This is a genomic window from Vogesella margarita, assembly GCF_028548475.1.
In the GTDB taxonomy this organism is placed as follows: domain Bacteria; phylum Pseudomonadota; class Gammaproteobacteria; order Burkholderiales; family Chromobacteriaceae; genus Vogesella; species Vogesella margarita.
In genome coordinates this window covers 1-712 of the sequence record NZ_JAQQLE010000025.1, presented here as the reverse complement: position 1 = coordinate 712, position 712 = coordinate 1, and the positions used below count along the sequence as shown (strand labels likewise).

The following is a 712-nucleotide window of genomic DNA, read 5'->3' as shown; positions in this document are numbered from 1 at the left end:
TAGCCCAATGAGATGGACTCCTCCCTCCCGCAACGGCATCCAGGTGCCAGACTGGAAGGGTTCACCACCAGTCAGACAGAAGGAAGGAGTCCACCATGAACGTTAGCCGAATCGGTGTCGATCTGGCAAAGACCGTGTTTCAGCTGCACGGCGTGGATCGGCAGGAGCACGTGACATTGCGCCGCCAACTGCGCCGTCAGCAGATGCTCGATTTCTTCCGCAAGCTGCCGCCGTGCCTCGTCGGCATGGAAGCTTGTAGCAGTGCCCACTACTGGGCGCGCGAACTGGGCAAGCTTGGCCATACCGTCAAACTGATGGCGCCCCAGTTCGTGAAGCCCTACGTCAAGAGCAACAAGAACGATGCCAATGACGCCGCCGCCATCTGTGAAGCGGTCAGCCGCCCCAGCATGCGCTTCGTGCCAATCAAGAGCACCGAGCAGCAGGATCTCCAGGCGGTGCACCGCATCCGCAGCGGCCTGATCCGTCAGCGCACCGCCAAGGGCAACCAGATTCGCGGCCTGCTGGCCGAGTACGGCATCGTGGTGCCACAGCGGCTGGAGGCATTACGCCGCGCCCTGGCGCTGCTGCTCGACACGACCGGCAGCAACGGTTTGAGCGAGCGCTTGTGCAGGCTGTTGCGCGGCGAATGGCGCGATTTGCAGGAACTGGATCGGCGGGTGGCTGAGCTGGATCGGGAAATCCAGCGCATCGC

1 protein-coding gene is annotated in these 712 nt (G+C 62.9%); it reads left to right on the top strand.

The genetic code is table 11. The features are described 5' to 3' along the window. Nucleotides 1–95: 95 nt before the first annotated feature. Nucleotides 96–712, top strand: a 617-nt coding sequence (locus PQU96_RS15905) for an IS110 family RNA-guided transposase (RefSeq protein ID WP_272773380.1), incomplete at its 3' end; no start/stop codon positions are given.